Annotated in this window: 12 protein-coding genes and 1 pseudogene; 6 read left to right on the forward strand and 7 right to left on the reverse strand. The window is 61.7% G+C overall.

Annotated elements, in window-relative coordinates:
* Positions 1–87: 87 nt before the first annotated feature.
* A complete protein-coding gene (locus LCM4573_RS15110; protein ID WP_071007219.1) occupies positions 88–948 on the forward strand; it encodes a glycerophosphodiester phosphodiesterase family protein in 861 nt (286 codons plus the stop codon).
* Here the strand turns inward: LCM4573_RS15110 and LCM4573_RS15115 are convergent.
* From LCM4573_RS15115 to LCM4573_RS15145, 7 genes and pseudogenes are all read right to left on the reverse strand, one after another.
* Positions 945–1,769, reverse strand: coding sequence for an inositol monophosphatase family protein (locus tag LCM4573_RS15115; protein WP_071007220.1), 825 nt, complete (start codon positions 1,767–1,769; stop codon positions 945–947). The two genes, LCM4573_RS15110 and LCM4573_RS15115, sit on opposite strands and share 4 nt — an antisense overlap.
* Positions 1,770–2,789, reverse strand: a complete 1,020-nt coding sequence (locus LCM4573_RS27720) for a LacI family DNA-binding transcriptional regulator (protein WP_071007297.1) — start codon at positions 2,787–2,789, stop codon at positions 1,770–1,772.
* A pseudogene (locus LCM4573_RS28285) lies at positions 2,781–3,515 on the reverse strand (glycerophosphodiester phosphodiesterase); the annotation flags it as partial. The gene LCM4573_RS27720 and the pseudogene LCM4573_RS28285, both read right to left, overlap by 9 nt.
* A 2-nt stretch (positions 3,516–3,517) precedes the next feature.
* Positions 3,518–4,573 carry an ABC transporter ATP-binding protein gene (locus tag LCM4573_RS15130; protein WP_071007221.1) on the reverse strand — a complete coding sequence of 352 codons (1,056 nt, stop codon included), beginning with the start codon at positions 4,571–4,573 and terminating at the stop codon, positions 3,518–3,520.
* Positions 4,573–5,415: a carbohydrate ABC transporter permease gene (locus LCM4573_RS15135; RefSeq protein ID WP_071007222.1), complete on the reverse strand. Its 843-nt coding sequence runs from the start codon at positions 5,413–5,415 to the stop codon at positions 4,573–4,575. The genes LCM4573_RS15130 and LCM4573_RS15135 overlap by 1 nt, the downstream gene beginning before the upstream one ends.
* Before the next feature lie 2 nt (positions 5,416–5,417).
* Positions 5,418–6,719: a carbohydrate ABC transporter permease gene (locus LCM4573_RS15140; protein WP_071007223.1), complete on the reverse strand. Its 1,302-nt coding sequence runs from the start codon at positions 6,717–6,719 to the stop codon at positions 5,418–5,420.
* A gap of 60 nt (positions 6,720–6,779) precedes the next feature.
* Entirely contained in the window at positions 6,780–8,126 is a 1,347-nt protein-coding gene (locus LCM4573_RS15145; RefSeq protein ID WP_071007224.1) for an extracellular solute-binding protein, read from the reverse strand.
* Positions 8,127–8,463: 337 nt separating this feature from the next.
* Here LCM4573_RS15145 and LCM4573_RS15150 point away from each other — a divergent pair, with 337 nt between their 5' ends.
* The 5 genes from LCM4573_RS15150 (at position 8,464) to LCM4573_RS15170 (ending at position 13,051) form a co-directional block, all read left to right on the forward strand.
* Entirely contained in the window at positions 8,464–8,814 is a 351-nt protein-coding gene (locus LCM4573_RS15150; protein ID WP_071007225.1) for an MbcA/ParS/Xre antitoxin family protein, read from the forward strand.
* A 9-nt stretch (positions 8,815–8,823) separates the two neighbouring features.
* Complete coding sequence (locus LCM4573_RS15155) at positions 8,824–9,327, forward strand: RES family NAD+ phosphorylase (protein WP_071007226.1); 504 nt, start codon at positions 8,824–8,826, stop codon at positions 9,325–9,327.
* A gap of 304 nt (positions 9,328–9,631) precedes the next feature.
* Positions 9,632–10,471 carry a substrate-binding domain-containing protein gene (locus LCM4573_RS15160; protein WP_407071737.1) on the forward strand — a complete coding sequence of 280 codons (840 nt, stop codon included), beginning with the start codon at positions 9,632–9,634 and terminating at the stop codon, positions 10,469–10,471.
* A 106-nt stretch (positions 10,472–10,577) separates the two neighbouring features.
* Entirely contained in the window at positions 10,578–12,092 is a 1,515-nt protein-coding gene (locus tag LCM4573_RS15165; RefSeq protein ID WP_071007228.1) for a sugar ABC transporter ATP-binding protein, read from the forward strand.
* Positions 12,089–13,051 (forward strand): ABC transporter permease, encoded by a 963-nt coding sequence (locus tag LCM4573_RS15170; RefSeq protein ID WP_071007229.1) that lies wholly within the window; start codon positions 12,089–12,091, stop codon positions 13,049–13,051. Before LCM4573_RS15165 ends, LCM4573_RS15170 begins: the two co-directional genes overlap by 4 nt.
* The last annotated feature ends 9 nt before the right edge of the window (positions 13,052–13,060 follow it).

The following is a 13,060-nucleotide window of genomic DNA, read 5'->3' on the forward strand; positions in this document are numbered from 1 at the left end:
GCGGAAGCACAATAGCTGTTACATGCATGACATATCCCGCGCCTAGAGCATTGCGCCGGAAGAACAATAGCGAACTCGGATCTCATCATGACGGACTTTCCCGGTCTCACCATAACCCATTCGGGGCACCCGACCCGGCTGAAGTGGCATCGGCTTCGCCGCAGCTTTTCCGACCCGCTGTTCGGTCCCGAAATCATGGCTGAGGGTTTCCGGCTCGGCGCCTCGATGGAGCTCGATCTGAGGGTCCGGGGTGACAGCGGCTTCGTGGCTCTACACGATGAGGAACTCGAAGGCGAGACGACCGGCCATGGACTTGTCCGCAATGCCAGCGCATCCGAATTGCGCGGACTGCTCATGAGGGACGGCAACCATGGCCTGACGCTGAGCGAGGACCTTGCAGCCATGCTCGATGCCGCGCATCCGGATGCCTTGCTCCAGTTCGACATGAAGGACGATTTAGCCATTGTGGGCGAGCGCGGGATGGACCATATCGCAGACCATTTCCGCGATGCCGGATCCCAGATCATCGTCAGCGCGGCGGACCTCGATCTCGTGCTCGCAGTGAAGGATCGCCTWCCCGGCCTTCGGCGCGGCATAGATCCGACCGACAAACTGGTGGAAATCTATCGCCACGATGGTCTTGCGGCAGCCGGGCGCGAGCTTGTTGCAGACCTCACCGGCCCCACCGAGCCGGATACGATCTATCTCGCCTGGCAGCTCGTTCTGCAGGCCGCTCGCGACGGGCTCGATCTCATTGGCCTCTGCCACGACCACGGCAAACTCGTCGATGCCTGGACCTACAATCTGAAGAACCCGGAAGCAGGGTTCAGCGATGCGGAATGGCGCGAGTTTTCCGGGCTGATCGCGTTGAAGCCGGACCAGATCACCACGGACGAGGCCCCCGCCACTGAACGGGCCTGGAAGAGCAGGCTGGCGGAAGCGGCTTAACCCGCCTCCGCCGAAAGGCTCGCGACCTCCATCAGGAAGGCGAATTCGGCTTCCAGCTGAGGCGCGTAGGCGACCACCGGCCCGCCTCCGCCAAGAATTTCGGCAAGCGGCGGAACCGCCACCTTCGCGCCCGCCTCCCGCGCGATCAGCACGCCGGCCAGCATGTCCCACACAGAAAGATGCCGCTCGTAATAGAGATCGGCGATGCCTTCCGCCACGCGCACGAGACCGATCGCCGCCGCCCCCATGCGCCGATAATCGATGCCACGCTCGTAGAGACGGTGGGAGACGGCGAGATAGTCCTCGAACTCGGTGCGGCGCGAGTGGCCCAGAATGGCGATCGCCTGCGTGGGGTCGGTCGTCTTCGCGGCTGCGATCGGCGCGCCCTCCTTAAAGGCGCCCCCACCGCGGATCGCATGAAAAACACTGTCCTGCGCCGCGTCATAGATGACGCCGACCTGGATTTCCCCATCCAAGACAAAGGCGATGGACACACCCCAATGACGGAAACCCCGGATGAAATTGGTCGTGCCGTCGATCGGATCGACCACCCAGGTTCCGACATCACCGGGGCGCCCTCCACCCTCTTCTCCCATGAAGGCATCCTCGGGAAAGGCCGAAAGCAGGGCAGAACGGATCGCCTGTTCACTGCGGCGGTCAGCGACCGTTACGAAATCCTGCAGGCCCTTGTTCTCCACCTCGAGTGTTGCAGGCAGCGCCTGGTTACGAAACCGCGCCACGTCCCTGCCTATCCGGCGCGCCACCGCCACTGCGGTTTCCGCACGCGCCCGAAGGGCCGATTTGTCAATCAGGAAATCCATCTATGCGCTTCTTCGTTTGATGAGCGTAACCGGTGTGAACTCCACCCGCGCAACCGCCTCCGGCTCGGCGATCCTGCTGATCAGAAGATCGATAGCCTGTTCCGCCTGCACTTCGCAGGGCTGCAGGAAAGTGGTGAGTTCATAGGCGCCCCAGCCTGCTTGGGGAATGTCGTCATGGCCGATGATACGGACCGGCGGCGGGCCGCTTCGATCGAGACCACGCGCCAGCCGATCCAACACCCCGCAGGCCATGTAGTCGTTGACGCAAAAGACGCCGTCGATTTCCATTTCCAGAATCCTCTCGGCCGCCTCGAAACCGTCCCGGTAGCCGTTGATCGGAACCGGAATGAGCCCCGCCTCGATCCCAAGCCCGGCGCAGCGTGCCAGGAAGGCTTCCGCCCTCCGGCGCGCGGAATAGGAGACAGCAGCGCCGGCCACGACCCCAGGGCGTTTGGCGCCCGTCTCGAGCAAATGATTGGCCGCCATCTGTCCCGCCATCCGGTCGTCCGAAACGACCCGGTCGACGAAGGGGAAGTCCTCTCCCTTGTTGATGAGCACGATCGGAACGCCTTCGGCGGCGCATTCCTCGCAGATGTCGGACGGCGGCGCGTCAGAGGTGACGATGACGCCCGAGACGGCGTAATGCAGCAACTGGCCAATCACGGCGGAAGTATCCGCCTCCTTCGAAGTCGGCAGCAGCATAGGCCGGAAGTTGCGCGCCAGAAGCGCCCGCGCCAGGTGCTCGATCTGCTGCATGCGGAATGGATTGTCGAAGCCCGCCGCCACCAGGCCGACGATGTCGGAACGCTTGTTTGTGAGGCTGCGTGCCAGATAATTGACCCGATAGCCGAGTTCCTTGGCTGCCTGGAAGACCTTTTCCCGCGTCTTGGGAGAAACGCTGGCATCCGGCGTGAAGGCGCGCGAGACGGCGGCGCGGGATACGCCCGCCGCCCGTGCCACGTCGAAAGAGGTCACCCGGCGCTGCTCTCGGATCGCGCCATTCGTTCCCTTCGGACGCATCAGGTCCGGCAGGTCGGTGCAGATACCGAGAACCGGCAGCGCCATGATGTCTTTCAGCACCTCCGGCCGCTCCTCGTGCCAGAGCACCAGTTCCTTGCCGTTGGCAAAAACCCTTTCAACAAGTTCGTCGGTTACGAACTCCTGAGGCGTGTCGCTCGCCCTTTCCCAGCAGAGATGCAGGATATCGGCGCCGGCTTCCTCGCCAAGCCTGTGCGGATCATTGCCGACGCGGACCAGTACCGAGAGCGGATAGTTGCAACCCATATCGCGCAGCTCGCGCACCTGCGCCACGTCGAACGAGCCGAGGCAGGCGAAGCGCTGCCCCATCTCCTCCAGGTGCCGCCAGCAGAGCGGGCCAGTGCCTGGCCGCTTCAGCTCCACATAGAGCCCGCAGCCGGTCTCCCGGCCGAGTGCTGCGACCTCCTCGAAACTCGGCACATCCGGCACCGTCGCGCGCAGCTCCGTAAAGGTCAGCCGCGAAATATGCAGATCCTTGGCGAAGACGCGTTCCAGGTGGTCGTCGTGAGAAACCACCACCACGCCGTCGGCCGTCATCTGGGTGTCGAGTTCCCACATTTCGGCGCCGAGTTCGGCCGCCTTGCGGAAGGCGGCGAGCGTGTTTTCCGTCTGATGGCCGCTCGCGCCGCGATGGCCGATGCAAAAGGGCAGCCTTCCCTTGTTTTGCGGCCAGCCAAAGCGCTCCATGAAAGTCGAGAAACCCCTCATGGTCACAGCCTCCGACCGTCTTCTGCGAAGACGAAGGCCATCTTGCTGTCGAGGTTCCAGCGCACGTCGTCGCCCGGCTTCAGATCGCCACGCACCGGCTGGATCGACCGCAACACCGAGCCGTCCGCAAACATCACATCATAGAGGTTTTCCCGGCCTTGCGTCTCCGCGAAGGAGATCCGGCCGCTGACCGGGACATCGCCCCCATTGCCGAAATGCTCCGGCCGCACACCAAGCGTCAGCGGCGTCCCGTCCGCCATGCCGGAAAGGGTCGCAAGCGGCAGCCTGATACTGCCATCATCCAGCACGAATTCGCCCTGTTCTGCTCTGCCCTTCAGGAAGGAGATCGGCGGGTTGCCGAGGAAGCCGGCGACGAAAGCCGTGCGCGGCTCGTTATACATTTCTGAAGGCGTGGCGATCTGGACGATCTCGCCCGCTTTCATGATGGCGATGCGGTCGCACATCGACATGGCCTCCACCTGGTCGTGGGTGACCAGTATGGCGGTGATGCCCGTCTCCCTCTGCAGCCGTCGGATTTCCGAGCGCATTTCGAGTCGCAGCTTGGCATCGAGGTTCGCGAGCGGCTCGTCGAGCAGCAGCACGTCCGGGCGGCGGATCAGCGCGCGGGCAAGCGCCACGCGCTGCTGCTGCCCGCCGGAAAGCTGCGACGGACGCCGGTCAAGTAGATCGCCGATATGGACGAGTGCGGCGATCTCCGCGACCCTCTTCCTGATCTCCGCCGTCGCCACCCGCCGAACCGTCAGGGGAAAGCCGATATTCTCGGCGGCCGTCATATGCGGATAAAGCGCATAGGACTGGAAGACCACTCCGACATTGCGCTCCTGGCTCGGCAGATCGGTGACGTCCTTGTTACCGAAAAGGATACGGCCGGAGCTCGGCCGATGGATGCCGCAGATCGAAAACAGCGTCGTGGATTTTCCGCAGCCGGAAGGACCGAGCAAGGCCAGCATCTCGCCGGAACCGACGTCGAGATCCAGGTCCTCGATGACCTTGGTGGACCCGAAGCTTTTCGAAAACTTGTCGAGCAGGATACGCATCAGCCTTTCGTGCCTCCGCCGTAGATGTTCATGAGATGCTTCTGGAAAAAGACGTAGAGGATGAGGACCGGCACGACGTAGAAGACGCCGACGGCTTTGAAGGTCCCAAAATCGAAATTGTTGTCGTCGACGATCAGGCCGGCAAGATAGACCGACAGAACCTGTACCTGCGCCCCCGGCGCCAGCACCTGCGGCAGGATGAATTCGCTCCAGCCGGTGAGGAAGGAGAACAGGCCGAGCGCCATGATCGCGGGCTTGATCTGCGGCAGCACCAGCCTGCGCCAAACCGTGAAGCGCGAAGCGCCGTCCACCAGGCCTGCCATCTCGATCTCCCAGGGCACGGTGTCGTAGAAACCCTTCATGAGCCAAATGCCGAGCGGCAGGTCGATTGCCGCCTTCACGAGGATGACGCCGATCAGCGAGTTGTAGAGCCCGATCCACTGCAGCACGACGAAGATCGCGATGATCAGCGTCACGGACGGGAAGGCGTGCAGCACCATGACGCCGGCGAGGAAGACGCCGCGGGCCGGCACGTTGAGGCGCGACAACACATAGCCAGCCATCGAGGAGACGAGAAGGATGACCGCCGTGATGCTGCTGGCGAAGATGAAGGTGTTGAGCGTGACGAGCCAGATATTCGGCTTGCCCGGCTTGGTTTCCCAGAGAAAGCTCCAGTGGCGCAGCGTGAATTCGCTGGGGACCAGCGACCCCGCCTGAGAATCCGTGACCGTATCGATGAAAAGATAGGCATACATCAGCAACAGCGGCAGGCTGATGATCCCAAGCAGCAGGATCACCGGCAGGCTGGAGAAGTTCGCGGAGGTGCGGGTCTTTTGGGCCATCATCAGTCCTCGATCAACGGCCTGGAGATAAGCGAGTCGTAGCGGAAGACACGCAGGTAGATGAGGGAGAGGATCACGCCGATCACCACCAGGACCAGCGCCATGGCAGCGCCGAGCCCGTATTCGAGATTGCCGGTATAGTTCTGAAGCGCGGTATGGTAGGCGGCGAGCGACCACACTTCGGTCGCCCGCCCCGGCCCGCCGCGGGTCGAAAGCAGGATTTCGTTGAAAGAAGCGAGTAGTGAGAGTGTCTGGTAACAGGTCACGAACAGGATCGGCCAGCGAAGCTGCGGCAGAATGATATAACGGATCTGCTGCCAGCGGCTGGCGCCATCCACCTCGCTTGCATGGAACTGCGCCTCCGGGATCGCCTTGATCGCGGAGGAGAAGACGAGCATGCCCATGGATGCGCCGATGAAGCCGTTGATCAGGATCACGAAGAACCAGGCGTTATAGGCATTGTCGAGCAGGTAGTTCTTGGGCGGATGGCCGAACTGACCCATGAACATGGAGATGAAGCCGCTGTCCCAGGTGAGCCATTTCCACATCAGCACGTAGATCACGACAGGCGTGATGCGCGGCAAAAGCCAGATGGCCCGGAAGACGGATGCGGTCGTCGCCGCCATGTAATGGGTCGTTACCGCGAGGAACAGCGCGTAGCCGACATTGAAGAAAAGCAGCGTCACCGCGACATAGAAGGCGGTGTTGAGAAACACCTGGGCCATATCCGCGGAGTTTCGGATGATCCGGAAATTATCGGTCGTCCAGACCCAGCCGGTATAGGTGGCTCCCGCCATTGTCTCCTGCTGCTCGGGCGTCAGCGTCACCCCGAGTTTTTTTAGCCCGTCCATCAGCGCTTCGCGGCTTCCGAAACGGGTGTTGATGACCGAGCGGTTAAAGAGGTCCGATATCTGCTTGGTCTGACGCGTCGATGGCCGCTCCTTGAGAGCCTTGATCATCCGCTCCGCCTCGCGTCGGGACGCATGGACTTCTCCAAGATGCTCCGCCCGCAATTCGGCCGCGATCGCCGGAGAAAGGCCAGCGGCCTCGACCGCGGCAATCCCCGCCTCGTCGATCACGAAACGCGGTTCGGAAATGGCCTCCGCGACTTCGGGCATTTCGGGGCGCAGCCGGTTTACCGCACTCTGCGTGACCTGAAAGGCGCCGCCGGAAATGCCCGTCGCCGTGCTCATATTGGTCATCGAGAAGACGCCGGTAAGGATGACCGGCATGAGATAGAACAGCAGGATCATGATTGCCGCCGGCGCGATCATGACGAGGCCGAGCATTCGCGATGTTCTCATGGAAGAAACCCTGGAAGAGAAGCTGCGGGCGGCGGAACGAGACGCCACCCGCAGCCGGCGTCAGCGGATGATGATGGCGTCGCCCAGCGTCGACTTCAGTTCCGCCTCGGCATCGTTGACGGCAGCATCGACCGTCTTGGCGCCGGTCCAGCTTGCTTCGAAATTCTTCCACATGATCGTCCAGTACTTGCCGAAATCCGCGTTGTTCGGCATCGCGTTGGCGTGCGGCAGCAGGCGGGCGGTCGCCTCGCTTGCCCAGCGGTCGGCGGCATAGAGATCGACCTTCGTCTCGGCTTCCGAGATGCCGAGATGGGCGGACTTGATGGCGTGCAGCGCGTTGATACGCGGTTCCGACGCGATCTTGACGAGATCGGCGGCGATCTGCGTCGTCTCCTCGTCATGGCCGGCCATCAGGAGATAGGTCAGCGGATGGGTGAGCGTGTTGGCCTTGCCGCCCTCGCCCGCCGGGATCAGCGTGAACTGCACATTGCCGAAGAAGTCCTTGAGGCCTTCCTGGTTCACAAGGCGTGCATAGTGCCAGGTGCCGCCGTGCCAGATGCCGGCCTTGCCGGACGCGACTTCCGCCCACCATTGATCGCCGGGCATGYCGATATGGTTCTTCTTCGTGACGCCGGACGCGACGAGATCGACGAAATACTGATAGGTGCGGGCCATCRCCGCCTTGTCGAAGACGAGTTTGCCCTCCTCCTCCATCACGCCGCCGAAGGAGGTGTAGAACTGCCAGTAGTCAGGGCCGTTATTGGTGCGCGGATAAAAGCCGTAGCCCGCCTGGACGAGACCGGCATCCTGCATCTTCTTGGCGTCTTCCAGCACGTTCTTCAGCGTATATTCGCCGCTTTCGACCTTGGCCGGCAGGGCTTCGATATCGGCATCGCTGTAGCCGATCGCCTTCATGTGAGGCTTCCAGAAGAAGAAGGGCCGGGATTCTGCGTCCTGCGGGATGCCGTAGACAGCACCGTTAAAGGAGGAGATCTCCATGAGATTCGGATAGATATCGCTGATCGGCCAGCTATCGAGATCAATATAGTCTTCGACCGGCACGATGAGACCCGCCTGTGCCCAGGGGCCGATATCTTCGTGGCCGGTGGCGACGATGTTCGGCGCCTTCTTGGCTTCAGCCGCAAGCGTCAGGGCCTGCTTGAACTCCTCCCATCCCGAATAGGGTGTCTTCTGAACGGTGATATTCAGCTCTTCGCCACGTACGGCGGCTTCATGCTCGAGCAGGCCGGCGGCGATCTCGATCGCATCGACACGGTAGTTGTCGTTCGGGCCGGAGCCGCCCGACCAGACGGAAATGGTAACATCCTTGGCGGAAGCGAAAACGGCGGTCGAGGCCAGCAGAACGGCCGCGAGCGTGACAGACTTGCAGATTGAAAGAACGGTCATAGCCAACCCCCGAGAAGAAAACGGTGTCTTCCGTGCCCACAAGGATCGGTCGTGCCGGGGACGCGGAAGCGTTGAAGGATCATCAACGAGGCTTGATTTACGGGTGCCGCATAACAGCCGAATGACAAAATGTACGCGTGTGCAATTTTCCTGATCGGGAGTTTCCGACAACACCCGGCCCGATTTGCCTTCGGACAAGTGGCTGCAGAGTTTTGACCGCACCGAAGCACCGGCTTGGAGAACCCGCTCTTTTCCGTTCTTCGCTGATTCCGTTGAATTCCACCATTATTGACGCTATATAACGTCATAATATTTGGCATTACATGGAGTGAGAGAAATGAGTCTCGCCCAATATGCAGACGACGGGCTCTTCGCGCCACGCAAGATTGCGGATGCTTTCCGGACGACAAGCGAGGAAATCGCCCGTACTACCGGGCTCGGCAAGGACGCTATCCAGCGCAAGGACCGCATCCGCTCGGACAAGACGCAGCGGCGCCYGCGCGAGATGGTCGAGGTCGTCAACAAGGTCGAGCCGCGCTTTGGCTCTGCATTGATGGCCTATGCCTGGTACCGCTCCGAACCCTTGCCCGGCTTCTCCGGCCAGACCGCCATGCAGCTGGTCCGCGATGGACGCGCTGACGAGGTCCTCGACTATATCGACGCGGTCGATGCCGGCGTTCACGCATAGCCCTAGCCGATGCGATATGAAGGAAAACTCTACCGAGCGCTGAACCCGGTCTATGCGCGGCAGCCGCTCTCCGGCCGGGGAGCGGCACTTTACGGCGGCCGGTTCAACCCCAAGGGAATGCCGGCGCTCTATACGTCCCCGTCCATTCTTACAGCGTTGCGCGAAGCCAATCAGGTCGGCAATCTGCAGCCGACGACGCTGGTCTCCTATGAAGCTGTTTTCGAGCGCGTCTTCGACAGCCGCGACCACGATGCTCTTCAGGCGGAAGGAATGAATACCGCCGCGATCTCAGACGCGACATGGCGTGATCAGATGAAATCGGTCGGCGAGGCCAGAACGCAGAGCTTTGCCAGGCGGCTCGCCGTCGCCGGCTATCAAGGCCTGCTCGTCAGGAGTTTCGCTCCCGGCGCGACCGGAGAGGATTTRAACCTCGTTCTTTGGACATGGGGTGAAAGCCTTCCCGCTCGGCTCATTTTGATCGACGACGAAAACCGCCTCGGTCAACCCGAATAGCTTGGCGCGCACCGCAAACGCCTCACTGGTCGCGGCGCCTTCCCCATTAAAGCCTACCGTGGAGCACGCTTTTCAGACGGGTAAAGTTTTGCCGTCAATTTCCTCGCGATCACATTTTTCTTTCCTCGGACATACCAAAAAGTTGACACACGTAAAGTTAATACTCTAAGACTCCGGTGCATTCGAGGTAGGGAGGGCCGCCTCGGATGTAGAGTGTCAAAAGGCCCCGTGCCCATTTTCCTGGGGAGGAAATATGTCCATCAAGAAAATCGTCGCTGCGCTCGCACTGTCCGCAGCATTTTCCATGTCCGCCGCCGCAGCCTATGCGGAAGGCATCGGCGCCTCGCTTCTGACGCAGCAGCATCCCTTTTATATCGAGCTCGCCAATGCGATGACGGCCGAAGCCAAGGCCAAGAACGTCCCGCTCGAGGTCTCCATCGCCAACCAGGACCTCAACAAGCAACTCGCCGACGTCGAAGACTTCATCGTCAAGGGCGTTGACGTCATCATCATCTCGCCGGTCGACAGCCAGGGCGTTGTGGCTGCCATCGCCAAGGCCGAGAAGGCAGGCATCAAGGTCATCACCGTCGACGTGCCGGCAGCGGGCGTGAAAGTCACCTCGCATATCGGCACCGATAACTTCGCCGGCGGCGTCAAGGCCGGCGAATTGATGGCCAAGGAGCTCGGCGACAAGGGCAATGTCGCGATCATCGACTACCCGACCGTCCAGTCCGTCGTGAACCGCATCGAAGGGTTCAAGAAGGCGATCGGCGAGCATGCGGATGTCAAGGTCGTCGCCCAGCAGACCGGCATCACCCGCGCCGAGGCGCTTGCCGCCGCGCAGAACATGCTGCAGGCCAATCCCGATATCAACGGCATCTTCGGCTTCGGTGACGACGCGGCTCTCGCGGCTGCGGTTGCCGTGAAGGCCGCCGGACTGGAAGAACAGGTCAAGGTCATCGGCTTTGACGGCATGGAAGAGGCGCGCAAGGCCGTCGACAGCAATCCCGTCATGGTAGGCGTCATCCAGCAGTTCCCGGATCAGATGGGTAAAACCGCCGTCGAGACCGCGGTCAAGGTTATTGCCGGTGAGGACGTCCCCGCCGAGCAGCCGATCGTTCCGGGCGTCTATACCAAGAAATAACGCTCTCCCAGGACGGCTCGCCTACCGGCGATGACCGCTCGAAGCATGGCGGTCCCGCGCACCCCAACCCGTGGGACCGCCTGCAAGGAATGAGAAGGAGGCCGCAATGGCTGCGCCCACCGCCGATACCATTCTCAAGATCACAGACATTTCCAAGACCTTCGGTCCGGTCGCGGCGCTCAAGAACATGCATCTCGACGTGCGGCGGGGGCGTGTGCACACCCTGCTCGGGGAAAACGGCGCCGGCAAGTCGACGCTGATGAAGATCCTGGCCGGCATCTATCAACCGACGGACGGCAGCATCAGCTTCGAGGGAAAGCCGTATCATCCGGCAAACCCGCAGGATGCCGCCGCATTCGGGCTGACAATCGTTTTCCAGGAACTCAGCCTCTGCAATAACATGACGGTCGCCGAGAACATACTGGCGACCCGCGAGCCGTCGACGGCCGGCTTCATCAACGATCGCAAGCTCAACGGCAGGGCCGCTGAAATCGTCCRCGAACTCGGGCTGCCGATCTCGGTGGAGGCCAAGGTCGGCGATCTTTCTATCGCCCAGCGGCAGTTGGTCGAGATCGCCAAGGGGCTCAGCATCGATGCCAAGGTCGTCATTCTCGACGAGCCGACGTCTTCGCTGAGCGACAGCGAGGCGGAGATCCTGTTCGAGATCATCGCGCGCCTGAAGAAGCGCGGCGCGGCCGTCATCTACATTTCCCATCGCATGGAGGAGATCATGCGGCTGAGCGACGACATCACCGTCATGCGCGATGGCGAATACATCGCCACGAGAGAGCGCGGCGGTGTGACGATCGACGAACTCATCTCCTTAATGGTCGGCCGCAAGATGGAGGAAATCTATCCTCCCCGCATCTCGGGCACGCCCGACATTGCGACTGCGCCCATTCTGTCCGTGGCGAATTTCCACCGCGACGACGAATTCGAGGACATCTCCTTCGAGATCCGCGCAGGCGAAATCCTCGGATTTTTCGGCCTGATCGGTTCCGGCCGCTCCGAAATCATGAATGCGCTCTTCGGCATGCGCAAAGCAGCAGGCACCGTGCGCCTGAACGGCCAGCCCATCGTCATCGATTCACCCGTGAAGGCGATCGAAAGCGGCTTCGGCTTCGTCACCGAAAATCGCAAGGAAGAAGGTCTCGTCCTCAGCCACAGCGTGGAAAGCAACATTTCCATGGTGGCGCTGAAGGATTTCGCCTCGAAGCTCGGCTTCCTGCGGCGGCGCGCCGAGCGGCAGGCCGCGGTCTCGGAAGTTTCCAGGCTCGCCATCAAGACTGGCTCGCTCGACACGCCGGCCGGCGCGCTTTCCGGCGGCAACCAGCAGAAGATCGTGCTCGCCAAGTGGCTGCTCACCCGGCCCAAGGTGCTGATTCTCGACGAGCCCACACGCGGCGTCGACGTCGGCGCCAAGTTCGAAATCTACAAGATCATCCGCCAGCTGGCAGCGGAGGGAACGGCCATCCTCCTCGTCTCGTCGGAACTGCCCGAAGTGCTCGGAATGAGCGACCGCGTCGCGGTCATGCACGAAGGCAGGCTTTCCGGCATCGCCGCTGGCGGCGACCTTAATCCCGAAAAGATCATGGCCCTCGCGACAGGTTTGACAGCATGAACCCGAACACGGCATCCAACGCAATGCTGCTGAAGATCTTCAAGCAGTATGGCGGCATCTTCCTTTCCCTCATCATCCTCTGCGTGATCTTCTCGGTCATGAACCCGCGCTTCATGTCGCTCGCGAACTTCATGAACGTGCTGCAGCAGGTCGCCGTCATCGCGATCGCGGCCTTCGGCATGACATGGGTGATCCTGCTCGGCGAGATCGACCTGTCGATCGGCTCGATCATCGCTGTTGCCGGCATGGTCGGGGCGCAATGCTTCGCCTTCGGCATGGGTTTCGCGCCGGCGCTTGTCCTGACACTCTTTGCCGGCGCCGTCATGGGTCTCATCAATGGGGTGCTGACTGCCAAACTGCTTTTGCCTTCGTTCATCGTCACGGTCGCGACCATGGGGATCTATCGCGGCCTGGTCAGCCTGCCGACGAACGGCGCGCCGGCAATGATCATGGACGAGACCTGGACGGCGATCGGCACCGAAAGCTTTCTCGGCCTGCCGATCATCATCTGGATCGTCCTCGTCCTCTTCGTCGCGAACCAGATCCTGCTCGGCAAGACGACCTTCGGACGGCGCGCCTATCTCACCGGCGGCAACCGGGAAGCAGCACTTTATTCCGGCATCAAGGTGGACCGGTTGAAGATCACCATCTTCATGATTTCCGGCCTGATGGCGGCCGTCAGTGGAGTCCTGCTCTCCTCCCGCCTCTACTCGGCGCAAACCAATGCCGGCATGAGCTACGAGCTCGATGCGATCGCCGCTGCCGTGCTCGGAGGCACCAGCCTTGCCGGCGGCGTCGGCACCATGGTGGGCACGCTCATCGGCGCACTGATCATCGGCGTGATGAACAACGGCATGAACATGCTGTCGGTCCCCTATTTCTACCAGTTGATCGTCAAGGGCCTCGTGATCCTCGTCGCCGTCTGGCTGGACGTTCGCGCGAAACGCGCAAAGCAGTAGGCGACAGGC

It is taken from the genome of Rhizobium sp. LCM 4573 (assembly GCF_001854865.1).
GTDB lineage: Bacteria > Pseudomonadota > Alphaproteobacteria > Rhizobiales > Rhizobiaceae > Neorhizobium.

Bases quoted from the DNA above. Each gene is read 5' to 3' on its own strand.
- LCM4573_RS15115 (WP_071007220.1), bottom strand. From the start codon at position 1,769: ATGGATTTCCTGATTGACAAATCGGCCCTTCGGGCGCGTGCGGAAACC.
- LCM4573_RS27720 (WP_071007297.1), bottom strand. From the start codon at position 2,789: ATGCGTCCGAAGGGAACGAATGGCGCGATCCGAGAGCAGCGCCGGGTG.
- LCM4573_RS15130 (WP_071007221.1), bottom strand. From the start codon at position 4,573: ATGCGTATCCTGCTCGACAAGTTTTCGAAAAGCTTCGGGTCCACCAAG.
- LCM4573_RS15135 (WP_071007222.1), bottom strand. From the start codon at position 5,415: ATGGCCCAAAAGACCCGCACCTCCGCGAACTTCTCCAGCCTGCCGGTG.
- LCM4573_RS15140 (WP_071007223.1), bottom strand. From the start codon at position 6,719: ATGAGAACATCGCGAATGCTCGGCCTCGTCATGATCGCGCCGGCGGCA.
- LCM4573_RS15160 (WP_407071737.1), top strand. From the start codon at position 9,632: ATGTCCGCCGCCGCAGCCTATGCGGAAGGCATCGGCGCCTCGCTTCTG.
- LCM4573_RS15170 (WP_071007229.1), top strand. From the start codon at position 12,089: ATGAACCCGAACACGGCATCCAACGCAATGCTGCTGAAGATCTTCAAG.